Source organism: Leifsonia poae (assembly GCF_020009625.1).
Classification (GTDB): Bacteria; Actinomycetota; Actinomycetes; order Actinomycetales; family Microbacteriaceae; genus Leifsonia; species Leifsonia poae_A.
The window spans coordinates 1,489,656-1,514,176 of the sequence record NZ_JAIHLP010000002.1 but is presented as its reverse complement, the minus strand read 5'-3'; the positions used below and the strand labels follow the sequence as shown (position 1 = coordinate 1,514,176).

The window sequence follows — 24,521 nt, the reverse complement described above, 5'->3', positions numbered from 1 at the left end:
CGTGCGGTTCGTTCGTTCGAGCCGCACGTCCCGCACGGGCGAGTGGTCCTGAGTCTCCGACGGGCGAGGGGTTGAGGTTCAGCCCGCCGAAGACCAGGTTCGGGTTCCGCGCAGGATGCGATGACCACTCTGCGTGACCGCGCGGAAAAAGGGGAGCAGAGCGGCCGGCCGTCGGCCGCCGACGATCGCCACTTCGGCGCCGCGGTCGATGCAGTCGCTTGCGACCAGCGGATCGACATCACGTTCGACGGTGCCACCGATCACGGTGATGCAGCCGCCCGTGACGGCGCGGTCGGCCGAGGCCGTGATCTCCACGTGCGAGGTCGCGGGGGAGACGATGGCGCGGATGCCGCGGGCGAGTTCGGCAGCATCCGCGGCGCGGTGTCCGGCCGTGCCCGGGAACCCCTCACCGAGGTCGAGAGTGTCGAATCTGCACCCCGTCGCCGACTCGATGTCCGCCATGAGGGCGACCGTTCGGGCGATTCCGGCGATGTACTCGCCTGCGCCGGCCTCAGCGGAGACGCCGAGCGAGAACCCGGCCACGCGAATGCCGAGGGTCGAGGCGAAGCGTACGAGGTGCGAGGCGTCGCCCGCGCGGATGCCACGCGGGAGTGCGTGAGCGGCGCGGGGGCTGTGCTCGGGACGCAGCCGCGCGATGAGGCTCAGATCGCTCGGGAATCCGACGAACCGCTCGATCTCCGCGGGGCTGTCGACGACGAACCGGCGGACGCCGGCGTTGTAGGCCGCGACGAGCGCCTGCGGATTCGCCGTCGCAGTGGCATGAAGCACCCGCGAGAGGTCGACGTCGCCGGAGGTGAGCGCTGCGAGGGCGCCATCGTGGGCGGCCTCGAAGTATCCGCTGTTGCTCGCGATCGCTTCGATGAGGGCGGGATGCGCCAATGCGCTCACGTCGTAGTGCACCTCCACGAGAGGGAAAGCCGCGCACACCGCGCGGTACTGACGCGCGGCCCGGCCGATGTCGAGCACGACGAGCGGAACGCCGTGACGCTCGACGAGGCCGGCGAAGTCGGGTTCGCCGGCGCCGTCGAAGCGCGAGGGGCTGTGGTCCACCGACCCCGTCGGCGGCGCATCGTCGGGTGTCGAGCGGCCGGGCCGGGCGGGGCGGGTTGCGGTGAACATGTGCCTTTCTCCTCGCTGTCGCGCTGAGACCAGGGGATGCCGCCTGTCGGGCCAGCCGGCATCCCTCGGGTTCTGGTCGGCGTAGTAGTCATGGTGGCCTTCGCCCAGAAACCCCGCATCCGGGGGGCCCCCTGTTTCGGCTCGGTGGTAGCACGGATGCGCCTCAGGCCCTCCACACGCGATGATGGTGGACATGTGCCTCCGTGTTGTGATCGTCGACGACCACGCACGATTCCGCGCACAGGCCACCGAATTGCTCCGGCTCGAACGCTTCGCTGTCGTCGGCGACGCCGACACCGGTCGCGGTGGCATCGAGGTGAGCCGTCGACTCGCTCCCGATCTCGTCCTGCTCGATGTCGGCCTGCCCGATGCCAGCGGCTTCGATCTGGTTCCCGCCATGCATGCCACTGGTGCGGCCGTCGTGCTCACATCGAGCCGGGCTTCGCGTGACTACGGCCACCGGGTCGAAGAGAGTGGGGCGGAAGGCTTCATCAGCAAAGCGGAACTGACCGGCGAGGCGATCCGCAGCCTGCTAAGGTAAGCGGCGTGTTTGCGGGTGTCAATAGAGAATCTCGCGCGCTTCGGGTCGCTGTCGCCGATGACGCCGTCCTCCTGAGAGAGGGGATCGGCCAGATCCTTCGCGCCAGCGGGGTCGAGGTCGTTTCGTCGGTCGACACGGCCGAGGAGCTTCTCGCCGTCGTCTCCGCCGACTCCGGCATCGACGCCGTCGTGCTCGACATCAAGATGCCCCCGACGCACACCGATGAGGGTCTCCGGGCGCTCGAACAGCTCCGCGCCTCCGGCTCCACCGTCGGCGTTCTGCTGCTCTCGATGTACACCACGGCCGCGTACGCGATCCGGGCGATGAGCGCGGGCAGCGGCACCGGCTATCTGCTCAAAGACCGCGTGGCGGACGCGGACACCCTCGTCAATGCGGTGCGCTCGGTCGCTGCCGGCGGCTCCGTCGTCGACCCGGAGGTCGTCTCGCTGCTGGTCAGCGGACACACCGCCGAAGCGTCGCTCGATACGCTGTCGGCGCGCGAACGCGACGTCATCCGGCTGATGGCGGAAGGCAAGTCGAACGCGGGCATCGCGGCCGAGCTGCATCTGAGCCTGCGCACCGTGGAGTCGCACATCGGTCACATCATGGCCAAACTCGATGTGGAAGACTCCGCCGAGGGTCACCGGCGCGTGCTCGCCGTGCTGCGCTTCCTCGGCCGGGACAGCTGAGATGAGGGCCGCGCGCATCTGGCTCCGCGCGCTCGCCGTGGTGCTGGCCATCGGCTCGAACGTGCTCGCCCAGGTGGTGAGCGCGGTCACCGGCGACTACGGCCCTCGGCCGCAGGGTCTCGGATGGGCAATCGTCTTCGTGCTCGTGGGTGTCGATTACGCGGTCTGCGCGATCATCGCCTGGAAGATCGTGCGCAGCCCGATCGCGGGTTGGGTGATGGTCGGTGCCTCGCTGTTCTGGGCGGCGGGCGCCTGGTATCCGATCACCCGCTCGAACGGCTGGGTGTGGCCGGTGCTGGAGGGCGTCACCGATCTGTGGGCGGTGCTCGTCGGCATCCTCGTGCTCTGCTACCCGGGCGGTCGCATCCTCGCCCGGTTCGACCGCATCGTGGTGCTCGTCGTGATGGCGGCCTTCCTCGTGCGATTCGTGGGAATCCTGTTGTTCTCGTCGCCCGCTCCCGCCGACTGCGGCTGTGTGACGAACGTCTACGCCGTGCTGCCCAGCGAAGACGCCGACTTCTGGTTGGGAGTCGCCTGGCGCGTCGTCGGGCTCGCCCTGATGCTCACGGTGGCGGTGCGGCTGACGATGCGGTGGGTGTCGAGCACCCTTCCCGCGCGGCGGGTGGCGTTCGTGATGCCCCTGGCGCTGCTGCTCTGGTGCTACGGCACCGTGCAGGACTCGCTCAGTTTCGCGCTCGACTGGGACAGCGGTTGGCTGCAGTTCATCCCACCGTTCGCGATCGCGCTCATCCCGCCGTCGTTCGTGGCCGGGGTGTTCTACGCGCGCGGGCTGCGCTCCCGGGTCGCCGACCTCGTGATCGTCGCCCGCGACAAGGTCGACCGCTCGCTCTGGGAGTCGAGCCTCGCACGCACACTGCACGACAACTCCCTGCGGGTCTACTGGTGGGATGAACAGCTCAACGGCTACGAGACCTCCGGCGGAGAGCGCCGGCCCAACGGCAGCGTCGTCGACCGTCCGGGACGCTCGACGCTCGACATCGACTCCGATCAGGGCCCGATCGCCCTGATCGAGCACGACGTGGCTCTCAGCCAGGATGACCGTCTGCTCGACGCCGTCTCCTCCGCTCTGCTGCTCTCGGTGGACAATGACCGACTGCGTCACCGGTTGGAGCGCACGCTGCAGGAGGTGCGCGACTCCCGCCTGCGCATCGTGGAGGAGGGGTACCTGGCTCGTCGCCGGCTGGAGCGCGACCTGCACGACGGCTCCCAGCAGCAGCTCGTGTCTCTGGCGATCGGCCTGCGCATCGCGACATCGAAAGCGCAGTCGGCCGGTCACGGGGAGCTCGTCGCCGACCTCGAACGCGCGTCGGCGCAGCTGGCGGATGCGCTGCGCGAGCTGCGAGAGCTGGCCCGCGGAATCCACCCGACCGTGCTCACGGACGGCGACCTTCGCTCGGCCATCGACGAACTGGCACAGCGCAGCCACCTGCCGGTGGAGGTGCGGGTGGAGATCCCGGACCGGCTCAGCGAAGTGGTGGAAGAGACGATCTACTACTGCGTGGCCGAGTGCCTGGCCAACGCGGCGAAGCACTCCGGCGCCCGCAATTGCGCCGTCACCGTGACCCGCAGCGACCACACGGTCTCCGTCGTCGTCAAGGATGACGGACAGGGCGGCGCGCGGGTGGAACCCGGTGGCGGACTCGAAGGTGTGCGCGACCGGGTCGAGGCGGTCGACGGTCACGCCGAGGTGCAGTCCGTGGCCGGCCTCGGTACCATCGTCGAGCTGACGATCCCTCTGACCTAGTTGTAGTGCCCAGGTAGGTTGCTCGATAGCCGGGTGATGGGCGGGAGCTTTCCGGTGGCGGTGTGGGGTCGGTGTTGATTGTAGTGATGGAGCCAGGCGGGGAGGGCTGCGCGGCGGGCTGACTCGGAGTTGTAGTGGCGGGCGAATGCCCATCCGTCGCTCATCGTGCGGTGGAAGCGTTCGATTTTGCCGTTCGTTTGCGGCCGGTAGGGGCGGGTGAACTTCGGGCGGATGCCGAGGTCCGTGCAGGCGTGTCGCCAGGCGTGGGAGCGGTAGGCGGAGCCGTTGTCGGAGAGGACGCGTTCGACGCGGACTCCACGATCGGCGAACCAGGACGTCGCCCGTTGGAGGACTCCGATCGCAGTCTCAGCGCGTTCGTCGTCGTGGATCTCGGCGTAGGCGACGCGGGAATGGTCATCGATCACGGTGTGCACGAACGCGTGTCGCATCTTCGGGTTGTAGTACTGGTTGCGGTCTTTGCGCGGCGTCTTCGCCCGATTCCTGTCGCCCTGGGCTCGGCCGACGAACCGCCACCCGCCGCCGTCGGGGATGTTGCCGAGCTTCTTCACATCGACATGGATCAGCGATCCGGGGTAGTCGTGTTCGTAACGTCGGGCCGGTTCCCCGGTCTTCACATCGACATGGGTGAGCCGGTTGAGACGGCAACGCACCAGAACCGCGTGAACGGTCGACGCCGGCATCCCCAGCCGGCCAGCGATTTGCACCGGACCAAGGCGTTTCTTGATCCGCAGATGCACGATCTTCTTCACCAGCAGCTGCGGGGTCCGATTCGGATGCGCGTGCGGGCGGGAGGACCGATCTGTCATCCCCTCCGGGCCGAGTTCGACGTAGCGGCGTGCCCATTTCGCGGCGGTCGGCCACGAAACACGGAAGTAGTCAGCCGCCGCAGCGACGGTCCAGCCCTCGTCGATGATCAGTCGCGCAACACGCAACCTTTGCCGCGGCGTCAAAGCCGCATTACCGTGAGACACGAGAACCTCCAGGTTTCGAGTGAGTGTCTAAGCAACTCCCACTCTGGCCCGGAGGTTCTCGCCATGTCACGGATGCCAAATCAAACAACGTCCCTGGGCACTACACCTAGTCGCGTGCCGCCGACGCGCGGCGGGGCACCGGGTCAGTTCTTGGCGACGCTGGCGTACACCTGGTCGCCGATGGCGAAGGCGGCCCACCCGCCCGGGCAGCTCTGGGCCTCCTTGGGCATCCCATCGACCGGCCACCAGCTGTCTTGCACGCTCGGTTTGGGGATCGACGTGGTCTTGGTGCAGGTTCCGGCGGCGAAATGCGTCTTCGAGGTGTACGTGAGGATGGCGCCCGTTCCTTCGGTGTCGTAATCGACCCGGATGATCGTGGCGTCGGCGGGAATGAAGGCGGGCGAGCCGAACGCGGCGGTGACGCTCGGGGTGAGCTCTTTCGCCGTGTCGAAGATGTCGGAGTCGACGTGGGGCGTGAAAGCGGCGATGACGGAGCATCCGCTGAGGGCGATCGCCGTCGCCGAGGTGGCCACGAGAAGACCGGCGAGTCGGATATGGCGCACGTGATCTCCCGAGAATGCAAGCTGTGGAGTTCCACTCAAGCGGATGATTCTGTGTGATTCATCGGTCTTACGGATGATCTTCGCCTCAGGGCGTATACCTGGCCCGCTTCACATCGACGCGGTAGGCGGCGCCGCCGACGCCCAGCAGTGGGGTCGACTCGGCGCGGTACAAGGGCAGCGCGATGTGCTCGTGGTTCGCCGGGGGATGCCCGCTGGCGCGCACGACCCGCCACCAGGGCACATCCGAGCCGTAGTACGCCATGATCTGTCCGACCATCCGCGCTGCCCGTGAACCGAGAGTCGCCGCGACATCGCCGTAGGTCATCACTCGGCCGGGCGGGATGGACTCGACGACGGCGAGCACGCGGTCGACGAAGGGCTCCTCCTCGAGCGCGCGCGGATCAGAGGTCGAGGGCACCGATCGTCTCGCCGTACTGGGTCTCGCCGATGGGCAGGAACCCGCTGCGCAGGAAGAACTGTTCCGGGCCGAGCTCTCCAGGCTCCCAGATCACGTAGATGCGGTCGAGCCCGCGGGCTCGCGCTTCGTCGGCCAGCGCCTGTACAGCGAACGTTCCGACGCCGCGCCCCTGGTCTTCGGCGTCGACGTTGATGCGCCAGAGGATCGAGCGGAACTCTTCGCTCTCGGCGTTCGGGTCGAAGTTGCCCATGATGAACGCGACGACTTCGTCGCCGTCGCGAACGACGCGCTGCCACGAGGTCACCGGGTTGGTCACGGCGGCTGCCGCCGAGTACGAGACCGGAGCGACGAACTGCTCCTGCCCCGGCTTCATCGTGAGGGCGTTCGCCGCCACGACGTTCGACGCGCTCAACTCTTCCAGTCTCAACTCAGCCATGACGAAAGGGTAACCCGCGCGGGTGACGCGGGCATAGTCGTCGGTTTCGCTGACAGCGCACTCCTGTGGCTCGCAGGGAGAATGCACAGAAAACTATCTCGATGTCAAGATAGTTGCTCGACTCGGGTAAGCTGTTCTCGGCCAAAACATGGCACAGACTTGAGGAGATCCATTGGAAAAGATCAAGGTTGAAGGCACCGTCGTCGAGCTCGACGGCGACGAGATGACGCGCATCATCTGGCAGGCCATCAAAGATTCGCTCATCCACCCGTACCTCGACGTGAACCTCGAGTACTACGACCTCGGCATCCAGAAGCGCGACGAGACCGACGACCAGATCACCGTGGATGCGGCCAACGCCATCCTGAAGCACGGTGTCGGCGTGAAGTGCGCCACCATCACGCCCGATGAGGCGCGCGTTGAGGAGTTCGGCCTGAAGAAGATGTGGCGCAGCCCGAACGGGACGATCCGCAACATCCTCGGCGGCGTCGTGTTCCGTGAGCCGATCATCATCTCGAACATCCCGCGGCTGGTCCCCGGCTGGAACAAGCCGATCGTCATCGGTCGTCATGCGTTCGGCGACCAGTACCGCGCCACCGATTTCACCTTCGATGGCCCGGGCACGCTCACCCTGAGCTTCACCCCCTCCGACGGCGGCGAGGCCCGATCGTTCGAGGTCTACCAGGCGCCGGGAGCCGGTGTCGCGCTCGCGATGTACAACCAGGATGCGTCGATCCGCGACTTCGCCCGCGCCTCCTTCAACTACGGTCTCGACCGTCAGTACCCGGTCTACCTGTCGACGAAGAACACCATCCTCAAGGCGTACGACGGCCGCTTCAAGGATCTCTTCCAGGAAGTGTTCGACGCCGAGTACAAAGAGAGGTTCGACGCCGCCGGCCTCACCTACGAGCACCGCCTGATCGACGACATGGTCGCCTCCAGCCTCAAGTGGGAGGGCGGATACGTCTGGGCCTGCAAGAACTACGACGGTGACGTGCAGTCCGACACCGTGGCTCAGGGCTTCGGCTCGCTCGGCCTGATGACCAGCGTGCTCACCACGCCGGACGGCAAGGTCGTCGAGGCGGAGGCCGCGCACGGGACGGTCACCCGTCACTACCGCCAGCACCAGCAGGGCAAGCCGACGTCGACCAACCCGATCGCCTCGATCTACGCCTGGACGCGCGGCCTTGCGCACCGCGGCAAGCTCGACGGCAACCAGGACCTGATCGACTTCACGCACACGCTCGAAGACGTGGTCATCAAGACGGTCGAGTCCGGCAAGATGACCAAGGACCTCGCGCTCCTGGTCGGCCCGGACCAGCCGTACCAGACGACCGAGGAGTTCCTCGCGGCCATCGGCGACAACCTGAAAGCGCGACTCGGCTAGTCGTCAGACAGGTGTTCAGGGCCCGGTGGATGCATCCACCGGGCCCTTTTCCGTGCGCCCCTGAGCTGTTCACGAGGCGATATGACAGCATCCTATGAATTCGCTATGTTCGTATCTGCGCACCAGACCATTTTGGGGGGTGCTTGGCGCGGCCGACCAGCCGCGACTCGAGGGGATGACATGAACAAGAACGCACACCGACACACGATCGCGGCCACGGCTGTACTCGCCACCGTCTTCGCCCTGACCGGCTGTTCGGCCGGCGGCTCCGGCGGCTCCGGCGGCGCGAAGGCCGGCGGGGACAAGCCCGCGCAGTCGCACTCCGAGGCGTGCGACATCGTCAAGCGCGGTTTCGAGGAATTCGTCAGCATTCAGAGCGAACTGGGGTCGGCGATGAGCGACCCCTCCAAAGCGTCCGCGCTGATGGAGAAGTTGGACTCGAAGTTCCAGGCGATCGATGCGAAGATCACCAACGCCGACGTCAAGAAGGCCACCTCGGAGGCGGCCGGCGCGGTGGACGACTACACCGAGTTCATCAAGAAAGGCGTGGCCGATCCGACGTCGATCGACCCCAGCGCGCTTCAGGACAAGCTCAAGGCGTTCCAGTCCGGCGTCACGAGCGTCACCGACGAATGCAAGTAGTGGCACGACGTCGAACGCAGTGAAAAAGGCCCGGTGGACGCATCCACCGGGCCTTTCGCTGAGATCGGGTACTCAGCCCTTCACCGCACCCGCAGACATCCCCGTGACGAGGTTGCGCTGGATGATCATGAAGAAGATGACGACGGGCAGCGCGAACAGCACCGAGGCGGCCATCTGCCCGCCGTAGTCCGTTCCGGTCGTCGGTGTGGAGAACGAGGAGAGCCAGATAGGGAGCGTGTACTGCGACGGTTCCTTCATGAAGGTGTACGCCACGAGGTAGTCGTTCCACGCGGTGATGAACCCGAACACGCTGGCCGAGATGACACCGGGAGCGACCAGGGGGAACAGCACGCTCCAGAGCGTGCGCCAGGTGCTCGCACCGTCCATCATCGCCGCTTCCTCGATCTCCACAGGGATCGCGACGAAGAACCCGCGCATGACCCAGATCGAGAACGGCAGCACGGTGGCCACGTAGGCAAGCATCAGACCGGCGAACGTTCCGACGAGGTTCAGATCGTTGAAGATCAGGAACTGGGGGATGAGGAGCGCCGTTCCCGGGAGCATCTGGATGGCCAGGATGATGACCATGATCGTCTTGCGGCCGCGGAACCGGAACCGGCTGAGCGCCGCGGAGGCGAACAGTGACAGGGCGACCGCGACGATGAGCGCGCCGAAGACGACGATCACGCTGTTGCGCAGCGCTTCGAAGAAGTTCGTCTGCGTGACGGCGGCGATGAAGTTGTCGAGGGTCGGATGCACGGGGAGGAACAGCGGCGTCGGCGTCATCACCTCCGGGCGCGGCTTCAGAGCGGTGTTGATCATCCAGTAGACCGGGAAGATCCAGATCAGACTGAACACGATCGCGAGGACGTTGGTGCCGACCCGCCGTTTGCGGCGGCGTCGGCGCGGGTTCACCGCGACGCGGGCGCCGGACTCGACGTCGATGAGGTCGGGCGAGGTGACGGTCATGGAGCTCACAGGTCTTCCCCGAACGGAGCAGATTGCGGATGTAGAACGCGGTGAAGATCAGCAGCATGATCGTGGTGACGACCGAGATGGCCGCGCCCGTGCCGATCTTGAAGTTGGTGAAGGCGGTCAGGTAGGTCCACACGCCGAGGGTCGCCGTCGTGTTGTCAGGTCCGCCCTGCGTGACGAGCCAGATCTGGTTGAAGACGTTGAAGTCCCAGATGATCGACAGCACAGTGATGAGCAGCAGCGTCGGCTTGAGGAAGTTGAGCACGATCGAGAAGTAGGAGCGCCATTCGCTCGCGCCGTCGAGGCGGGCCGCCTCGAGGTAGGCGGGGTCGATCTGGGTCTGCGCAGCATACGTGGTGAGGGCGATGAACGGCACGGCCTGCCACACGACGAGCATCCAGATGCAGGTGAGGGCGAGCCAGGTGTTGTTCGACCAGGCGAGGTTGGTGAGGTCGCCGAAGAGGTGCGTCTGGGTGAGCAGCCAGTTGACGACGCCGTAGCCCGGTTGGAACAGCCAGTTCCAGACCTGCGAGGAGGCGACGTTGGGCATGCCCCAGGCGAAGATGAGCACGATGGTCACGACGTAGCGCATCCCGGTGCCGAGGCGGGTGAGGATCTGCGCGACCCCGACGCCGATCACCAGGCTGCCGATCACGAGTGCCGCGGTGAAGAACACCGTGAGGACGAGCGACCACCAGAAGTTCGGGTCGATGAAGATCTTTGCGTACTGCGCGAATCCGACGCCGCTGAACTCACCGGTGAACAGGGAGCGCTGGTCGTAGTCGGTGAACGAGGTGAAGACCAGGAAGATGATCGGCACCGCGATCAGCGCGAGCATGACGATCCCGGCCGGGCTCAAGAGCCAGAGGGAGCAGTGCGCGACTGTTTGGAGTAGCGGCGAGGGGCGCGAGGCCGCCGCCCACGGGGGGCGGCAGCCACGCCCTCGCCTGCGATGGATGTCGCAGTAGAGGAACTCATGATTGCTTTCTGTTGGGTTCTGGTCTAGCCGTTCAGCGTGGAGTTGACCGTGTCATCCCAGGCCTTCGTGGCATCGGCGACCGACTTGCTTCCGGTTGCGATCGACTGGAAGAACTGCTTCATGCCGGGGTCTTCGAGCTGAGCCCAGTTGCCGGAGGCCGGGGTGGCCTTCGAGTTCTGGGCGGCGGTGAAGAACGCTGTCTGGTTGTCGTCGAGCTTGCCACTCGAGACGGCGCTCTTCGAGCCTTCGACGCTGTTCGGGATCCACTTGTCGTTGCCGAAGACGTAGTCGTTCTGGATCTTCGGGCTGGCGGCGATCTTCGACCACACGAGAGCGAGATCCTGGTTCTTGCTCTTCTGGGCGATGCCCCAGTCGGAGCCGGCCAGCAGCGCCGGCTGGTTCTTGCCGGAGGCACCCGGCAGCGGGAACGAGCCGAGCTTGTCGTTGGTCAGCGACGGGTTGTCCTTGGTGATGGCGGCGAGCTCCCAGTTGTTGGCCAGGATGGCGCCGGCTTTGCCGTCGGCGAAGAGCTGGTCCTGGTCGGGTTTGTCGGTGTTGAGCGACTGGCTCGCGGTCGACGAGTAGGCGTTCTGGAACGCCTTGTACTCGGTCAGGCCCTTCTGCGAGTCGGAACTGGAGAATCCGGCCTTCCATTTGCCATCGCTGAGGGTGGCGATGTCGCCGCCGGCGTCCCACATCCACTGCAGGCCCGCGTACCAGTACTGACCGGGGAGGTAGAACGAGGAGAAGTCACTGGCGGTGCCCGCGGCCTTCACCTTGTCGAGGTCGGCCTTGAGCTGGTCATAGGTCGTCGGCGCCGCTGTGATGCCGGCCTTCGACCAGATGTCCTTGTTGTAGACGACCGCACGCGCGGCGCCGAACGACGGAACGCCGTAGAGCTTGCCATTCACCGTTGCGGGCTCGACGAGGCCGCCCAGCCAGGTCTGGCCCTGCTCCAGGTCGCTCTTGTACTTGGTGAGGTCGAGCAGGCCCCCGCTGGAGGCGAAGGTCGCGACCTGGGTGTTGCCGATGTCGAGGACATCGGGCGGCGTGCTCGTCGCGAGTGCCGTGGTGATCTTCGTGGCGATGTTCGTCCACTGCTGGGTCTCGACCTTGACCTTCGCCCCGGTCTCTTTGGTGAACTCGGTGTTGATGGCGTCGAGTGTTTTCGGCGTGAGGTCGCCGGTCATGACCCAGACCGTGATGGTCTTGCCCTTGCCGTCGACCTTGCCGATCGTGCCGTCGGAGGAGCCGGAGCTCCCCGATCCGCCGCCGGAGCAGGCGCTCAGGGCCAGCGCGGCGGCGATGCCGATGGCGCCGACCACCGTGATGCGTGACTTGCGCAATTTATCTCCTAGTTGTTGAGCGCGGTTGCTCCGCGTCTTGGTGAAAGGTCCGTGCGCGCGGATGAGGCGAACACGCTGGGTGTCGGGGGAGGCGAGCCTCTCCCGACGACTGGGCACGCGACCCAGACATCGTGGGGGTGTGTTCGACCGGGGTCATGACACACCGAGTTCTGCGGAGAGCACGAGCACCGTCGCGCCGAGGAGCACGAGTTCGTCGCTGCGCTGGGCCAGGCTCATATCGAGCCCGTTGCTGACGGCGGAGAGCGTGCGGGCGCGGATGGTGTCGCGGGCGGAGTCGAGGAATGCTCCCTCGACGAGGTCGGCGGGCCCGGAGAGGACGACCTCGTTCAGGTTGAGGGCGCTGATCACCGGGGCGATTGCGACGCCGAGCGCGCGGCCGGCATCGGCCAGCACGCTGTCCCGGTCTGATGCGGGCGCGTCGGCGAGCCGGCGCTTGAGTCGGGGCACGGCGATGGCGAGTTCGAGGCAGCCGATGCGACCGCAGGCGCAGGCGTCGCCGGTTTCGTCGACGACGACGTGCCCGATCTCGCCGGCCGTGAACTGTTCGCCTTCGACGAGCGCGCCTCCGATGATCAGCCCCGCTCCGACGCCGTGCTCGATGGTGACGACCATGAGACTCTCGGCCGAGCTCTCCCGGAACGTGTGGATGGCCAGGGCGGCGGCGTTCGCGTCGTTCCCGACGTGGATCGGCACGCCGAACTCGGCGCGGAAGCGCCCGGCGAGGTCGACATCCACCCAGCCGAGGTTCGGAGCCTCGCGCACCACGCCGTCGTGCCCGACGATTCCGGGCGTTCCGATCCCGATGCCGAGGATGCGCACAGTCGCGCGTTTCAGCAGGTCGCGGGCGAGCGCGAGCGCGAGTTCGACGGCGCCGCCGCCGGTGGTCTCGGCGATCGGCACCTCGAGACGGTGGACCATGGCACCGCGCAGGGTCACGATCGTTCCCACGAATCGGTCGTCGGCGGAGAGGTCGAGGGCGATCACGGTGTACGCGTTCTCGTCGATCCCGATCATCCGGGCCGGTTTGCCGACGCGGGCCCCGGTGCGCGGGCCGAGCTCCTGGATGATGCCTTCGGAGGCGAGTTCGCTGACCAGGTCTGAGACGGTCACCCGGGTGAGACCCGATTCGCGGGCGAGGTCGGCCCGGCTCATCGAGCCGCCGTGGAAGAGGGTCTGGAGGATGAGGGACCGGTTGTGCCGCCGGTTGTGCTCCGGGAGGGCCTTCGAGGTCACGCGGAGGGAGCGGCGTCCGAGCGGGGACGCGGCTGTCGGGAAGGCCGGGGCCTGGTCGCGCTGCGGCGTCTGGCTGTTCAGCATTGCGGCACCTCCTCCTCGTTGCTTCATCGCGACGGGGCCGATGCCCCGGTGGTTTTGTTAGTACACCTCCCTTACAAACGGTTTGTCAAGTCGGACGGCGTAAAGAATTGATAACGCTCCTGGTTTGTTCGGTGTTCAGAGCAATTTGGTTTCCGCGGCTTGCGAGGAAGATGTTCGTAAGCTTTACTAACAAACATGCCTGAAAGCGAGACCCCGCAGAGCGGCGGACCGACGGCCGCGACAGCCGAGCATCCCGATATCCGAACCCGGCGACGCGCCGACATCGCGGCCACGTTGCTGCCCGGATTCGTCGGAACCACGCTGCCCGACTGGCTGGCCGAACGTCTGCGCGACGGTCTCGGCGGCGTGTGCGTATTCGGGCAGAACATCACCTCGGCCGAGCAACTGCGACGATTGACCGACGCGATCTACGCGGCCAACCCCGACGCCATCGTCGCGATCGACGAAGAAGGCGGTGACGTCACTCGCCTCCACCATGAGGCGGGATCGCCCTACCCCGGCAACGCGGTGCTCGGTCGCCGCGGCGACGTGTCATACACGGAGTCGATCGCCCGCCGGGTCGGCTGGGAGCTGCGCCGCGTCGGCTGCAACCTCGACTTCGCCCCGGATGTGGACATCAATTCGAACCCGGACAACCCCGTGATCGGGGTGCGCAGCTTCGGCTCCACCCCGCAGGTCGTCGCCGAGCAGAGCGCCGCCTGGACGCGGGGACTCCAGTCGGCCGGCGTTGCGGTCTGCGCGAAACACTTCCCGGGTCACGGCGACACCGCCCAGGACTCGCATCTCGTCCTCCCCGTCGTCGACCTCGCGCACGAAGACCTGCGCGAGCGCGAGCTGCGACCGTTCCGTGCGGTGATCGAAGCCGGCGCGCGCACCATCATGACGTCGCACATCCTGCTGCCGCAGCTCGACGCGGAGCGGCCGGCGACCTTCAGCCCGACGATCGTGCAAGGCCTGCTGCGCGACGAGCTCGGGTTCGACGGCGTCGTGGTGAGCGACGCCCTCGACATGAAAGGCGCCAGCGGGGAGAAAGGCATTCCGGAGGCCGCCGTGCTCGCGCTCGCCGCGGGATGCGATCTGCTCTGCATCGGCACGGAGAACACCGACGAACAACTCGACAGCATCGAGCGGGCCGTTGCCGAGGCGATCGACGCCGGCCGCCTGACGGGCGCACGGGTCGCCGAAGCCGCCGGCCGTGTGCTCGCCCTCGCCGCCGACCTGCATGCGCAGCGGCAGAGCATCCCGGTGCCGCCGGACGATGCCCGTGGCGCCATCGACCCCGCCGACGTGGCCGTGGCGATCGAGACGTTCGACGTGAGCCCCGCCGCCGCCGAGTGGATCCGGGCCGATGCTGCTCGATACTCGGTGGTGCGCATCGACACGGTTGCGAACATCGCCGTCGGTGTCGCACCCTGGGGGCCGTTCGCCGAAGCGCAGGCCGAACCGGATGCGCCGCTCGCCCGCGCCTTCACCGCCAACCCCGCCGTCGTCATCACCGAAGACGACAACCCCGAGCTCGTTCTCGCCGCCCGGTCACCCGTGCTCGTCATCGGCAAGGACAACCACCGTCACGCGTTCGCCCGCGAGGCCATCGACCGGTTGCGCGCGCAACGCGACGCGGTGCTCGTCGTCGATATGGGCTGGCCGAGCGACGACCGGGCATACGCCGACCTCGCGACCTTCGGGGCGTCCCGACTGATCGGCCGCGCCCTGCTGACCCTGCTGGACACCGGCTCGTGAGACTCGGCATCGACATCGGCGGCACCAAGACGGATGCCGTGGCACTCGACGAGACCGGTCGCCTGGCCCAGCGCATCCGGCTCGCCACCGGGTTCGGTTCGGCGGCCGTCGTGGAGACCGCTGTCTCGGCCGTCTCCCGGCTGGGCGAGCTCACCGGGCTCGCCGCCAGCGGCTTCGAATCGATCGGCATCGGCATCCCGGGCCTCGTCGACAGCACATCCGGCCACGTGGCCCACGCGGTGAACCTGGGGCTCGACCGGCTGGAACTCGGCGGCGAACTCGCCGGACGTCTCGGCGTCGGTGTGCGCATCGAGAACGACGTGAAGGCGGCGGCGCTCGGCGCCTGGCATCTGATGGGCCTGACCGGCACCCTGGCCTACCTCAACCTGGGCACCGGACTCGCGGCCGGTCTCGTCGTCGACGGCCGGGTCTGGCGCGGATCACGGGGCATCGCCGGCGAGATCGGGCACATCCCGGTCGACCCGAACGGCGCGCTCTGCGCCTGCGGGCAGCGGGGCTGTCTGGAGACGGTGGCCAGCGGTTCGGGCATCGCCCGGCAGTGGCGCACCGACGATCCACTCCCTGTTCGCGCACTGTTCGCCGCGGCCGCCGACGGCGACGAGGAGGCGCGCGCGATCAAGGCTAGGCTGGCTGCGGGCATCGCCTCCGCGGTGCGTGTCCTCGTGCTGACCGTCGACGTCGAGACCGTCGTCATCGGTGGTGGCCTCAGCCACCTCGGGGACCGCCTGCTGTGCGATGTCCACGAGGTGCTCGCTTCGTGGGCGCAGGCGTCGCCGTTCCTGGCTTCGCTCGCGCTCCCCGATCGCGTGCGGCTCGTCCCAGAAGGATCACTAGCCGCGGCCATCGGCGCGGCACTCGTAGGAGAGAACTAAGTGGCAGAGATCGTCGTCGTTTCCGACCAGCAGTCCGCGGGGGAACTCTCCGCGCAGATCATGGTCGACCTCATCGAGCGCACCCCGGATGCCGTGCTCGGCCTGGCCACCGGATCGACGCCGCTCGCGCTCTACCGGGCGCTCGCCGCCCGGGTCGCCGACATCGGGCTCGATGTCTCGCGGGTGCGCGGGTTCGCGCTCGACGAGTACGTCGGGCTGCCGGAGGGGCACCCGGAGAGCTACCGCTCGGTCATCACCCGCGAGGTGGTGGAGCCGCTCGGTCTGACACCGGCCCTCATCCACGTTCCCAACGGCTCCCTCGACGGCATCGAGCACGCCGGACCGGACTACGAGGAGGCTCTCACCGCCGCCGGCGGCGTCGACGTGCAGGTGCTCGGCATCGGCACCGACGGGCACATCGGGTTCAACGAGCCCGGCTCCTCGTTCGCCTCGGCCACGCGGGTCAAGACGCTCACCGAGCAGACCCGCCGCGACAACGCCCGCTTCTTCGCCAGCGAGGCCGACGTTCCCATGCACTGCATCACTCAGGGGCTCGGCACCATCCTGCGCGCCCGGCACTTGCTGCTCCTCGCCTTCGGCGAAGGCAAAGCGGATGCGGTCGCCGGCGCCGTCGAGGGGCCGGTCTCGGCCAGCAACCCCGGCTCCGCCATCCAGCTGCACCCGCACGCGACGGTGATCGTGGACGAGGCCGCCGCCTCTCGGCTGCAGAACCTCGCCTACTACCGGTACGCCTACGCGAACAAGCCCGCCTGGCAGACGCTCTGACGCGACCCGCTCGTGCGCCGGGCGGGGGAGCGGCGCTCAGCGGGGGAGGTCGGTGAGGTAGAACTGGCGCTTGGTGCGGTCGGGATTCCAGGCGTGGAACGCGAGCAGGTCACGGCCGTCGGGGGTGTGGAGCACGGAGCAGTGCCCCGGTCCGATCAGCCCGGTGTCGGCGGAGTTCAGCACCTCGGCCGTTCGAGACGTGTGCAGCCAGGGCCCGAGCGGCGACGAAGCGGTGGCCGCCGAGACGCCGTAGCCGGCGCCCTCCCACGAACCCCCCGAGAAGAGCAGCCGATAGCCGCCCTCCCGCTTGACGACCGTCGGGCCCTCGAGGGTGTACCAATCGCGGCGTCGACCGTAGAGCAGCCGGTCGCGCTCATAGAGCTGCCAGTCGGCATCCGGGGCAAGCACGGCGGTCGTCGGGCCGAGCCGGGTCATCCCGTGCAGGGGCGCGACGGCGAGGTGCGTTCCCGGACGTTCGCCGTCGAGCACATCGGCGGCGAAGTACAGATACCACGATCCATCGTCGTCGAGGAAGGGATGCGCGTCGATCGCGAACGACTCGTCGGGTGTGAGGTTCAGCCCGAGGTCGTCGAACGGCCCGATCGGGGACGACGAGCGTGCGACCCGGATGTGGTGGCCGTCGATGCCGTGCCCGACCGAGTAGTACAGCCAATACGATCCGTCGGCGAAGGCGACCTCGGGCGCCCAGTAGTCGGCACCGAGCTCGAGCGCCACCGGCACCAGGCAGGAGCCGGCCGATCGCCAGTGGCGCAGATCGGGGGAGCGGAGCACCTCGAACGTCGTGCCGTCGTCACGGGCGGGATCGGCGGTGCCGTAGACGAAATACTCGTCGCCGAAGCGGGCCAGGAACGGGTCGGCGAAATAGCCGTCGTAAACCGGCTCAAGCATGCGACTCGTCCGCGTCGGAGGCGGCGAGGCTCTCTGCGGCCCGTTGCTGGTACCGGTGGGCGGCATCCGTCCAGACGCGGTCGAGGCTGCCATCGGGGGTCTCGTCGAGACGCAGCAGCCCCATCCGGCGCAGGAACGGCGTCTTCGCGACGACGGTGTCCGCGGTCCCGTCGGGCGCAGCGAGCACATCGGTGGACGATCGGCGGGCCTGAACGAGCTCGTCGGGGAGGGCGAACTCCTCGACGTTGCGACCTCCGGTCGCATACGACCAGTCGACGAAGTCGAGCAGCGGCCACCAGGTGTAGCCGCGGATGTCCATGCCATCCTCTCGGAGTTCGTCGACGAGCCGTGTCGAGGCATCGAACCAGCTGGTCCGCGTCTCGTCGTCGCCTTCGATGCTCGTCTCGGTGATGAGGAGCGGGAGACCGTAGCGCGCCTCGTAACGGCGCAGGCTCTGCGCCAGCCCGTCGGTCCAACGGTTCGTCGCGTGCTGCACCACCTCGGAGGCCGGCCCGGTCAGAGTCCGCGGCGAGAGGTCGGGGTAGTAGTTGACACCCATGATGTCGATCGTGGGCGGGTTCTCGGTGAGACGGGCCAGCTCGTCGGCATGCGCGCCGTGAGCGAGCAGCCAGTCGTGACGGTCGTGGTCGGGACCGACCAGCCCGAGCAGGAGATCCGTGGGGAGCAGGCCGACGCTCTCCAGGAGGTTCGCATGCGCCTGCAGCCCGGGGTCGTCCGAACGGTAGAGCGAGGACGCCTCGACATGAACGATGACGGCCTCCGGGTTGGCGGCCCGGACCGCATCGATCGTGGCGGCCATCCCGTGCACGATTCCCAGGGTGACCCGCGTCCAGCCGTCCCAGCCGGTGAGGGCCGGCGGCCAGATTCCTCGCAATCCGCAGAACGATGCCGTGGTCAGCGGCTCGTTGAGCGGGGTGATGTGGTCGACGACGCCGCGGTATCGGGCGGCGAAACGACCGGCGAAGTCGGCGACCGCCGCGGGGTAGCGCGCGTCGGCGAACGACGCGGTGAGCCAGGTGGGTGTGCCGTAGTGCACGAGATCCGCCACCACGGTGAGACCGAGCTCCCGGGTCGCGTAGTCGAGGCGTTCGTCGAGCATGGTCCAGTCGAACTCACCCTCCGCCGGATGCACGAGCGGCCAGTTGACGCCGTACCTTACAGCGGAGGCGCCGAGGCTCCGCACCGCGTCGAGGTCTTCCCGCCAGTGCAGGGTGTGCTCGGTGAGGTCGTACTCGTCGAGGGGGCGCATCTCGAACTCCCCGGGCGGATAGACGCAGGTGTCTTCGATGCCGGCCAGCCAGACGAAGCGGTCGCTGTCGAATCTGTCGTTCATGAGCTCATTTCAGTCCGGTGGTGGCCACGCCGGCGACGAAGTACTTCTGAGCGAAGAAGAAGCCGAGGGCGATGGGCAGGAGGGAGATGGTGGCGCCGGCGAGTAGCACCGCGTGATCGGTGACATGTTGGCCGCCGAAAAGGGTGAGCCCGGCCGGCAGCGTCAGCATGTCGGGGGAACTGGTGACGACGAGCGGCCAGAGCAGGTCGTTCCACAACGCCATGAAGTTCAGGATGGCGACGGTGGCCAGCGCCGGCTTCGCGAGCGGCATGATGATCTTCCAGTAGATGCGCAGATGTCCGGCACCGTCGATCCTCGCCGCCTCGTCGAGCTCGGTCGGGATGCTGATGAAGAACTGCCGGAGCAGGAAGATGCCGAACGCACTGGTCGCCCGGGGGATGATCAGCCCCTGGTAGGTGTTCAGCCACCCGAAGTGGAAGAGCTCGATGAAAACGGGGATGAGGGTGACCTGGAACGGCACCATCAGCGTCGCGATCACGAGCACGAACGCCACGTTGCGGCCGCGGAAGTGCAACCGCGCCAGCGCATACGCGCACAGCGAGTCGAAGAGCAGGCAGAGCGCGGTCGTGACGCCGGCGAAGATGAACGAGTTGGCCAGCAGTCGGAGGAACGGGAGCTGCTCCCAGACGGCGATGTAGCCGTGCAGGGTGAAGGTCGTCGGGAACAGGCTCGCCGGGTTGCCGAAGAGATCCGACTCGCTGCGGAACGACCCCGAGACCATCCAGATGAACGGCACGATCGCGACGACGACACCGATGCCGAGGAAGACCCATTTGAGGGAGGCGCCGAACGCTCGGGGAGCGCTCACCCGGCGACGACTGGTGAGGCGGGCTTCAGTCGACATCGTTGTACCTGAACAATCGGAGTTGGAGGAGGGAGATGAGCATGATGATCGCGAACAGCACCCACGAGATCGCGGATGCATACCCGGTCTGGAAGTTCACGAAGCCGTCGCGGTAGATCAGATTCACCAGGGTGTCGGTGTGGAACACCGGCCCACCGTCGGTCATGACATAGACGAGGTCGAAGACCTGCAGCGACTGGATCGTCAGGATCAGGGTGGTGAACAGCAGCGTGGGCCGGATGCTCGGAAGGGTGATGTACCGGATGATCTGGCCGTTGCCGGCCCCGTCGAGCCGGGCGGCTTCGTAGCGCTCGGCCGGAACGCCTTTGAGCCCGGCGACGAACAGGATCATGGCGAACCCGACGCTCTTCCAGACGTCGACGAAGATGACCGTCGGCAGTGCGAGCGTCGTCGACTGCAGCCAGGCGACCGGCGGCAGGCCGAGCAGGTGAGTGATGCCGCCGACGAGACCGATGTCCGGGTCGAGGAGGAATTTCCAGACCAGTCCGATCGTGACGAGCGAGACGATGGTCGGGAAGAAGAAGACCGAGCGCACGATCCGGCTGGCGAGGTTCTCGCGGAGGAGCGCCAGTGCGGTGCCGAAGCCGAGGACCACGAGCAGGACGACCGACACGACGGTGAAGATCAGCGTGACACCGAGAGCGTTCCAGAACTGGGGGTCCTGGAACAGCTTGATGTAGTTGCCGAAGCCGACCCATTCCTGGGTGGTCGCCCCGACGGTCCAGTTGAAGAAGCTGTAGTAGAGCGATTGCAGGATGGGGAACAGCACAAACACGCCGAGGATGAGCATGCTCGGCGCCATGAACAGCCAAGCGGGTTGGAATCGACGCCGCCGGCGGCGCCCAGCGGGGCCGGCGGGCGCCCGCCGGGAGGGCCGGGCCCTGTCCAGCGGGGAACTGGACCGGGCCCGGTCGGTGGTGTGGGTGGTCACTGGCCGCTGCACCCCGTCAGGCCGTCGATGGTCTTCGCCGCCGACTGTGTCGCCGAGTCGACGGACTGCCCGCGGGTGATCTGGCCGATCAGGGGCACGTAGCCGTTGGCGTCGACCTGCGTGGCGTTCGGCACGTGCGGCAGGTAGAGACGTGCATCAGGAACCTGACTGGCGAAGACGGAAACGGTCGGGTCGGCTTTCAGTTTGGCGTCGTCGCTGAGGTCGGTGCGCAGGGGCGGGAAGCCGGTGAGCAGCGAGAACTTCTGCTGCACGGATTTGCTCGTCCAGTAGGCGAGGAACTCCTGGGCCTCCTGCGGGTGCTTTGTCTTGGCCGAGACCGCCAGGGGCGCCGTGGAGCCGAGCGTGACCTTTCCGCTCACGCCGACCGGGATGGTCGCGATGCCGAGGTCGATGCCGGCGGCCTTGTAGCCGGCCGCGGCCCACGGGCCGTTGATCTCCATCGCGGCCTTGCCTGCGGAGAACACCGAGTCGGCTTGGGCGCCGGTGAGCCCGACCGGGGAGATCTTGTCGTTCACGACGAGGTCGCTCCACTGCTTCAGGCTGTTCTGGCCGGCCGTGGTCTGCACGACGCTGCAGTTCTTGTCGTTCACGATGTCGCCGCCGGCGAGCCACTGCAGCACGGGCCACATCTGGATCGTCTGATTGTCGGCCAGCACCAGACCATACTGTTTCTGGCCCTGCTCGAGCGTGAGCTTCTTGGCGTCGTCCTGGAACTCCGCCAGCGTGGTCGGCGCCGCGGCGATGCCGGCCGCCGCGAAGGCCTTCTTGTTGTAGTAGAGGCTCAGCGTGGCGAAGTTGGCGGGGATCGCATACAGCTTGTCGTTGTAGGTGAACTCCTTCACCGTGCCGGGGGCGAGCTTGGAGACGTTGATCTTGTCGTCGCCGTCACCGGTGGCGGTGAGCGGGAGCACGGAGTTCGTCTTCACGTACTGCGCGATGGCGTTCGGGTCGCTGCTCGGGGCCGCGATGTCGGGCCCCTGACCGGTGAGCCAGGCCGACGGGAGCTTCTGCTGGATCGTGTCCCACGGCTGCACGGTCATCGTCACCGTGATGTTCGGATGCGAGGCGTTGAAGTCTTTGACGATCTGTTCATAGCCGGGGCGGTCTCCGCCGGTGAAACCGGTCCAGACGGTCAGGTCGACTTTGCCGCCGGACGAGCTGGATGTCGTGCCGGAGCACGCGGTCAGCGCGAGCAGCGATGACGCGACTCCGAGCGCGATCAGGGCCTTCGTTGTTCTCATGGGACTCTCCTTCGAGTGGTGGGGCAGGGGTTGTGGTGTTCGGGTGCTGCGGATTGCTGGTTTCGTGGTGGGTGGTGGGTGGTGGGGATGGTCGGGCGGGGTTCAGCCGGGCAGACAGCCGCAGGAGGCACGTGCGACCAGGCGCACCGGGAGCTCGCTGCGGGCCGGCACGTTTTCGACCCCCTCGATGAGGTCGAAGAGCCGTTGGGAGGCCAGGGCGGCCATCTCTTCGGCGGGGGTGTGCATCGTCGTGATCCCGGGGGTGGTCACCCGGGAGAGCCCAAAATCGTCGAAGCCGACGATCGGCACCCCTCCGGGCACCGGGATGTCTCTCGCCGTCAGCGCCTCGAGGCCGCCGAAGGCCATATCGTCATTCGCGAAGACGATCCCGTCGAAAACTGCGCCTTCGTCCAGGAGGGTCTCGACGGCGGCGCGACCCGCCTCTTCGCTGAAGTCGCCTTCGACGATGACGGCCTGATCACCGAGGCCGGCTTCGTCCATCGCGGCGAGGAAGCCGTCGCGCCGGTCGATGCCGGTCTGGTGGTCGAGCGGCCCGGTGACATGGACGAGCCGCGTGCATCCGTGCTGTGCGAGCAGGTGCTCGGTGATCTCGCGACCGGCGGCGACGTCGTCGATGCCGACGGTCACGGCACGAGGAAGGTAAGGGAAGTTGCCGATGAGGACGACGGGCAGACCGCTGGCGACGAGGTCTTCGAGGTTGGAGTCCGTCACCGCCGCACTGGTCACGATCGCGCCGTCGGCGCTGCGGGAACGCACGACGCGGTCGTATGCCGCGACATCTCCGGCCTGCTCGGTGGTGGTGGAGAGCACGACCTGCAGGTCGCGGATGTTTGCCTCCGTCGACATGCCCGTGAGGACGTGCATGAAGTAGCTGTGCCCGAACACGTGTTTCGACGTGTTCGGAACGATGAGGGCGATCGCGCCGGCGCGCTGGTTTCGCAGTGCTCGGCCTGCCGCGCTCGGCACATAGCCGAGGTCGTCCGCCGCCTTCTTGACCGCCTCCCTCGTCTTCTGACTGATCCGAGAGCTGCCGGCGAGTGCCATCGATGCTGCGGCGCTGGTGACGCCGACGAGCGCGGCGACGTCTTTCAGCGTGACGGATGCGCGGCTGGGGTCGGTCTTCGTCATGGCGTCTCTCTCGGTCGGCGTTGCCCGTGTCGATCACGATCTGTTTAATCGATTAAGCAGTGAAACGGACTCTCGTGTTAATCGATTAAACATCCATAGCGTAGCTCCGAGCCGGTCCGAGGTCAAGAGGTCGTTCGGCGCGGCCGGCGCCGTCACTCCGCCGGGAGCACCCCCTCGCGGGCGAGGGCGCCCAGCCAGTGGGCCGACGGCCGCGCCGTGCGCGCGAACGTCTCCCGATCGGCGTGGATGAGGCCGAAAGTCGGCTCGAAGCTTCCCCACTCGTAGTTGTCGATGGCGCTCCAGTGCAGGTAACCGCGCACATCGATCCCGTCGCGCATCGCCGCCGCCAGGCCTGCCAGTGCGCCCGAGGTGTACCGGATGCGCGTCTCGTCGTCGTCGGTGGCGATCCCGTTCTCGGTGACGAGGATCGGCACGCCCGGAACGGCAGCCGCTGTGGCCCGCACCGCCTCGCCGAGGGCGGCCGGGTAGAACTCCCAGCCCATGAGGGTGCGCTCGACCCCGTCCGGAACGGGCAGCGGCCCGCCCGCGCCGATCCTGGTGCGGGTGTACGACTGCACGCCGACGAAATCGTCGTCTCGGCTGACCTCGAGGAAGACACCCTCTCTGCTCTGCGAGTATGCGCGGGTCTCGGCCTCGAACCCCGGTTCGGCCTGATATGCCTGATTGGCGACACTCCAGCCGGTTTGCAGACCGGGGACGGCATCGGCGAGGTAGGCGCGGGCCGCGCGGTGGCCGGCGATCAGGCCATCGCGCACGCCGGCGTCGGGTTCGGGCAGGCCGAGCATCGCGCCCGCTTCGTCCGTGGGCGGCAGACCGCCGTTCAGCACGGCGAACATGATCGCCAGAATGTTCGGCTCGTTGATCGTGACGACATGCGACACCCCGGAGGCGACGATCGGAGTGGCGTGCTCGAGGTAGCGCTGGAAGCGGTCGACCGCATCCGCTCGGCTCCAGCCGCCGCCATCGGTGAACCAGCGCGGCGAGGTGAAGTGGTGCAGCGTCACGACCGGGTTCAGTCCGCGGTCGATGGCGCCGTCGACCATGCGGCGGTAGTGGTCGACAGCTGCGCGGGAGAACTCCCCCTGCTCGGGTTCGATGCGGGCCCACTCGATGCTGAACCGGTAGGCGTTGAAACCCAGCCCGGCGAGCAGATCCATGTCTTCAGGCCAGCGGTGCAGGCTGTCGACGGCGTCACCGCTCGGCTGCCGGATGACCGGATGCCCGCTGTGCTCGAACCCCCACCAATCGCTGGCGATGTTGTTGCCCTCGGTCTGATGGGCCGCCGTGGAGGCGCCGAACAGGAAGCCGTCGGGCAGGTGGAACGCGGGCTGGGTCATCGGATGCTCCTTCGCACGGGT

At 67.4% G+C, this 24,521-nt stretch carries 23 protein-coding genes and 1 pseudogene; 8 read left to right on the top strand and 16 right to left on the bottom strand.

The genetic code is table 11. The features are described 5' to 3' along the window. Window positions 1-78: 78 nt before the first annotated feature. Complete coding sequence (locus tag K5L49_RS07840) at window positions 79-1,140, bottom strand: hypothetical protein (protein ID WP_223691730.1); 1,062 nt, start codon at window positions 1,138-1,140, stop codon at window positions 79-81. Window positions 1,141-1,333: 193 nt separating this feature from the next. Between K5L49_RS07840 and K5L49_RS07835 the strand changes: the two genes are divergently transcribed. From K5L49_RS07835 to K5L49_RS07825, 3 genes are read left to right on the top strand one after another with little or no spacing between them, the layout of a single operon-like run. Next, entirely contained in the window at window positions 1,334-1,681 is a 348-nt protein-coding gene (locus K5L49_RS07835; RefSeq protein ID WP_223691729.1) for a response regulator transcription factor, read from the top strand. A gap of 5 nt (window positions 1,682-1,686) precedes the next feature. Then, on the top strand, window positions 1,687-2,370 hold the full coding sequence (locus K5L49_RS20405; protein WP_223691728.1) for a response regulator transcription factor: 684 nt from the start codon (window positions 1,687-1,689) through the stop codon (window positions 2,368-2,370). A 1-nt stretch (window position 2,371) separates the two neighbouring features. Further along, window positions 2,372-4,135: a sensor histidine kinase gene (locus tag K5L49_RS07825; protein WP_223691727.1), complete on the top strand. Its 1,764-nt coding sequence runs from the start codon at window positions 2,372-2,374 to the stop codon at window positions 4,133-4,135. Here the strand turns inward: K5L49_RS07825 and K5L49_RS07820 are convergent. The 4 genes from K5L49_RS07820 to K5L49_RS07805 all read right to left on the bottom strand — a co-directional run bounded on the left by K5L49_RS07820 (window position 4,132) and on the right by K5L49_RS07805 (window position 6,544). Beyond that, entirely contained in the window at window positions 4,132-5,127 is a 996-nt protein-coding gene (locus K5L49_RS07820; RefSeq protein WP_223691726.1) for an IS481 family transposase, read from the bottom strand. The two genes, K5L49_RS07825 and K5L49_RS07820, sit on opposite strands and share 4 nt — an antisense overlap. A 143-nt stretch (window positions 5,128-5,270) precedes the next feature. Further along, a complete protein-coding gene (locus K5L49_RS07815) occupies window positions 5,271-5,690 on the bottom strand; it encodes a hypothetical protein (protein ID WP_223691725.1) in 420 nt (139 codons plus the stop codon). An 85-nt stretch (window positions 5,691-5,775) separates the two neighbouring features. Then, window positions 5,776-6,108, bottom strand: coding sequence for an MGMT family protein (locus K5L49_RS07810; RefSeq protein ID WP_223691723.1), 333 nt, complete (start codon window positions 6,106-6,108; stop codon window positions 5,776-5,778). After that, complete coding sequence (locus K5L49_RS07805; RefSeq protein WP_223691722.1) at window positions 6,092-6,544, bottom strand: GNAT family N-acetyltransferase; 453 nt, start codon at window positions 6,542-6,544, stop codon at window positions 6,092-6,094. Before K5L49_RS07805 ends, K5L49_RS07810 begins: the two co-directional genes overlap by 17 nt. A gap of 172 nt (window positions 6,545-6,716) precedes the next feature. On the opposite strand from K5L49_RS07805, the gene K5L49_RS07800 reads away from it, so the two are divergent. Further along, complete coding sequence (locus tag K5L49_RS07800) at window positions 6,717-7,931, top strand: NADP-dependent isocitrate dehydrogenase (protein WP_223691720.1); 1,215 nt, start codon at window positions 6,717-6,719, stop codon at window positions 7,929-7,931. Between the two features lie 180 nt (window positions 7,932-8,111). Continuing rightward, entirely contained in the window at window positions 8,112-8,573 is a 462-nt protein-coding gene (locus tag K5L49_RS07795; protein ID WP_223691719.1) for a hypothetical protein, read from the top strand. A 72-nt stretch (window positions 8,574-8,645) separates the two neighbouring features. Here K5L49_RS07795 and K5L49_RS07790 read toward each other — a convergent pair whose 3' ends face one another. From K5L49_RS07790 to K5L49_RS07775, 4 genes and pseudogenes are all read right to left on the bottom strand, one after another. After that, window positions 8,646-9,542, bottom strand: coding sequence for a carbohydrate ABC transporter permease (locus K5L49_RS07790; RefSeq protein ID WP_223695263.1), 897 nt, complete (start codon window positions 9,540-9,542; stop codon window positions 8,646-8,648). Window positions 9,543-9,642: 100 nt separating this feature from the next. Further along, window positions 9,643-10,140 (bottom strand): annotated as a pseudogene (locus K5L49_RS20650) (carbohydrate ABC transporter permease); the annotation flags it as partial. Window positions 10,141-10,550: 410 nt separating this feature from the next. Further along, a complete protein-coding gene (locus K5L49_RS07780; RefSeq protein ID WP_223691718.1) occupies window positions 10,551-11,873 on the bottom strand; it encodes a sugar ABC transporter substrate-binding protein in 1,323 nt (440 codons plus the stop codon). Between the two features lie 153 nt (window positions 11,874-12,026). Further along, window positions 12,027-13,211 carry an ROK family transcriptional regulator gene (locus K5L49_RS07775; protein WP_223691717.1) on the bottom strand — a complete coding sequence of 395 codons (1,185 nt, stop codon included), beginning with the start codon at window positions 13,209-13,211 and terminating at the stop codon, window positions 12,027-12,029. Between the two features lie 195 nt (window positions 13,212-13,406). Here K5L49_RS07775 and nagZ point away from each other — a divergent pair, with 195 nt between their 5' ends. Genes nagZ through K5L49_RS07760 form a run of 3 tightly spaced genes read left to right on the top strand, consistent with a single transcriptional unit; the run spans window position 13,407 to window position 16,651 of the window. Next, window positions 13,407-14,972 carry a beta-N-acetylhexosaminidase gene (gene nagZ, locus K5L49_RS07770; RefSeq protein ID WP_223691716.1) on the top strand — a complete coding sequence of 522 codons (1,566 nt, stop codon included), beginning with the start codon at window positions 13,407-13,409 and terminating at the stop codon, window positions 14,970-14,972. Next, on the top strand, window positions 14,969-15,865 hold the full coding sequence (locus tag K5L49_RS07765; protein ID WP_223691715.1) for an ROK family protein: 897 nt from the start codon (window positions 14,969-14,971) through the stop codon (window positions 15,863-15,865). Before nagZ ends, K5L49_RS07765 begins: the two co-directional genes overlap by 4 nt. Beyond that, window positions 15,866-16,651, top strand: a complete 786-nt coding sequence (locus K5L49_RS07760; RefSeq protein WP_223691714.1) for a glucosamine-6-phosphate deaminase — start codon at window positions 15,866-15,868, stop codon at window positions 16,649-16,651. A gap of 36 nt (window positions 16,652-16,687) precedes the next feature. On the opposite strand, the gene K5L49_RS07755 is transcribed toward K5L49_RS07760, so the two are convergent. The 7 genes from K5L49_RS07755 to K5L49_RS07725 all read right to left on the bottom strand — a co-directional run bounded on the left by K5L49_RS07755 (window position 16,688) and on the right by K5L49_RS07725 (window position 24,500). After that, window positions 16,688-17,560 (bottom strand): glycoside hydrolase family 43 protein, encoded by an 873-nt coding sequence (locus K5L49_RS07755; RefSeq protein ID WP_223691713.1) that lies wholly within the window; start codon window positions 17,558-17,560, stop codon window positions 16,688-16,690. After that, window positions 17,553-18,914: a family 1 glycosylhydrolase gene (locus K5L49_RS07750; protein ID WP_223691711.1), complete on the bottom strand. Its 1,362-nt coding sequence runs from the start codon at window positions 18,912-18,914 to the stop codon at window positions 17,553-17,555. The genes K5L49_RS07755 and K5L49_RS07750 overlap by 8 nt, the downstream gene beginning before the upstream one ends. 4 nt (window positions 18,915-18,918) lie before the next feature. Continuing rightward, window positions 18,919-19,779, bottom strand: a complete 861-nt coding sequence (locus K5L49_RS07745; RefSeq protein ID WP_223691709.1) for a carbohydrate ABC transporter permease — start codon at window positions 19,777-19,779, stop codon at window positions 18,919-18,921. After that, on the bottom strand, window positions 19,769-20,602 hold the full coding sequence (locus K5L49_RS07740) for a carbohydrate ABC transporter permease (RefSeq protein WP_223691707.1): 834 nt from the start codon (window positions 20,600-20,602) through the stop codon (window positions 19,769-19,771). Before K5L49_RS07740 ends, K5L49_RS07745 begins: the two co-directional genes overlap by 11 nt. Window positions 20,603-20,727: 125 nt before the next feature. Further along, complete coding sequence (locus tag K5L49_RS07735) at window positions 20,728-21,993, bottom strand: ABC transporter substrate-binding protein (RefSeq protein ID WP_223691706.1); 1,266 nt, start codon at window positions 21,991-21,993, stop codon at window positions 20,728-20,730. A 102-nt stretch (window positions 21,994-22,095) separates the two neighbouring features. Further along, window positions 22,096-23,142, bottom strand: a complete 1,047-nt coding sequence (locus tag K5L49_RS07730) for a LacI family DNA-binding transcriptional regulator (RefSeq protein WP_223691704.1) — start codon at window positions 23,140-23,142, stop codon at window positions 22,096-22,098. A 152-nt stretch (window positions 23,143-23,294) separates the two neighbouring features. Beyond that, on the bottom strand, window positions 23,295-24,500 hold the full coding sequence (locus K5L49_RS07725; protein WP_223691702.1) for a family 1 glycosylhydrolase: 1,206 nt from the start codon (window positions 24,498-24,500) through the stop codon (window positions 23,295-23,297). Window positions 24,501-24,521 lie beyond the last annotated feature (21 nt).

Excerpts from the sequence above, each read along its gene's own strand:
- K5L49_RS07840 (WP_223691730.1), bottom strand. The coding sequence starts at position 1,140 with ATGTTCACCGCAACCCGCCCCGCCCGGCCCGGCCGCTCGACACCCGAC.
- K5L49_RS07835 (WP_223691729.1), top strand. The coding sequence starts at position 1,334 with ATGTGCCTCCGTGTTGTGATCGTCGACGACCACGCACGATTCCGCGCA.
- K5L49_RS07825 (WP_223691727.1), top strand. The coding sequence starts at position 2,372 with ATGAGGGCCGCGCGCATCTGGCTCCGCGCGCTCGCCGTGGTGCTGGCC.
- K5L49_RS07805 (WP_223691722.1), bottom strand. The coding sequence starts at position 6,544 with ATGGCTGAGTTGAGACTGGAAGAGTTGAGCGCGTCGAACGTCGTGGCG.
- K5L49_RS07795 (WP_223691719.1), top strand. The coding sequence starts at position 8,112 with ATGAACAAGAACGCACACCGACACACGATCGCGGCCACGGCTGTACTC.
- K5L49_RS07790 (WP_223695263.1), bottom strand. The coding sequence starts at position 9,542 with ATGACCGTCACCTCGCCCGACCTCATCGACGTCGAGTCCGGCGCCCGC.
- K5L49_RS07775 (WP_223691717.1), bottom strand. The coding sequence starts at position 13,211 with ATGCTGAACAGCCAGACGCCGCAGCGCGACCAGGCCCCGGCCTTCCCG.
- nagZ (WP_223691716.1), top strand. The coding sequence starts at position 13,407 with ATGCCTGAAAGCGAGACCCCGCAGAGCGGCGGACCGACGGCCGCGACA.
- K5L49_RS07755 (WP_223691713.1), bottom strand. The coding sequence starts at position 17,560 with ATGCTTGAGCCGGTTTACGACGGCTATTTCGCCGACCCGTTCCTGGCC.
- K5L49_RS07750 (WP_223691711.1), bottom strand. The coding sequence starts at position 18,914 with ATGAACGACAGATTCGACAGCGACCGCTTCGTCTGGCTGGCCGGCATC.
- K5L49_RS07745 (WP_223691709.1), bottom strand. The coding sequence starts at position 19,779 with ATGTCGACTGAAGCCCGCCTCACCAGTCGTCGCCGGGTGAGCGCTCCC.
- K5L49_RS07740 (WP_223691707.1), bottom strand. The coding sequence starts at position 20,602 with ATGGCGCCGAGCATGCTCATCCTCGGCGTGTTTGTGCTGTTCCCCATC.
- K5L49_RS07735 (WP_223691706.1), bottom strand. The coding sequence starts at position 21,993 with ATGAGAACAACGAAGGCCCTGATCGCGCTCGGAGTCGCGTCATCGCTG.
- K5L49_RS07730 (WP_223691704.1), bottom strand. The coding sequence starts at position 23,142 with ATGACGAAGACCGACCCCAGCCGCGCATCCGTCACGCTGAAAGACGTC.
- K5L49_RS07725 (WP_223691702.1), bottom strand. The coding sequence starts at position 24,500 with ATGACCCAGCCCGCGTTCCACCTGCCCGACGGCTTCCTGTTCGGCGCC.